The 938-nt window shown below is 37.4% G+C and carries 1 protein-coding gene; it reads right to left on the reverse strand.

What is annotated here, in order from left to right:
• Positions 1-153 precede the first annotated feature (153 nt).
• The gene (locus ACESTD_RS18430) at positions 154-450 is read right to left on the reverse strand and encodes a helix-turn-helix domain-containing protein (protein WP_009040025.1); all 297 of its coding nucleotides are present in this window, start codon (positions 448-450) and stop codon (positions 154-156) included.
• Between the last annotated feature and the right edge of the window lie 488 nt (positions 451-938).

Raw genomic sequence — 938 nt, forward strand, 5'->3', positions numbered from 1 at the left:
TTTTGTTCGGTTAAACATACCCATGGGTGGGGCACGTTTCAAATGCTACCCGGGTCCCTTTTCAAGTGTTAGCTACATTCAATGACTTCTTATAACTTCTCACAAGTGCAGCGAAAGAACTGCTTTCAATCTTGACCATCTTTTTCATAACGCTTATTTTTTAGAGTTTTCTGTTTTTTCCAATAATACGGCACGAAGGACATCCGAGCGGCGATAATAGATTTTCCCTTTATCCCGATAAAAAGGAAGCGTACCGTCGTTACGTCTTCTAAGCAGTGTCCTGTCCGACATCTTTGTCAGTAGACGCACGCCTTTCGAGTCCAGTATCTCACTATCCGGTATGTTCTCAACCGAAGGACAAAGTAGCTTCTCGATGTTGTTCACTTTGGCAAGTATGGTGCTGAGCATGTGGGTAACTCCGGCACCGGAAAGAGTTCTTCTATTATTCATAATGACCTTGATTTTATCGTTTATGGTGCAATATTACGAAGTTGTTTTAAGGTCATTGGTTACTCAACCGTTGAGCAACCGTCAAAAAAAGACAGAAAACGCCAAATGAGGACAAAAAAATAGCCGAGGCACTTTCCCCGGCTATTCTATAATGAGCAGACATTCAAAGTAATACTTTAAATGCTTAATATGTTAATAATCAGATTTATACAAAAATAAATAGCAGAATATTTTGCTATATTCCAAATATTGACTACATTTGTATACGAGTTATTTGAGACTATGCAAAGCAGTGTAACCCGAAGCAGGACTTCCGTCTCCAAATCGTTACCTGCATCTTTTAGACTCTCTATATTTTTCTAATCTTTAGAGAGTTACATCAAAATACATTGTTTTTCGGTGATAAACTTTAGGGATATTCAGTAAATGTTCCTCTTTCTAATAAATCAAGAGAAAAGCTTTACTTTATGTTAGCTTTTCTCTTAATT

Origin of the sequence: Bacteroides sp. AR20, assembly GCF_964250605.1 — a bacterium.
Lineage (GTDB): Bacteria > Bacteroidota > Bacteroidia > Bacteroidales > Bacteroidaceae > Bacteroides > Bacteroides uniformis.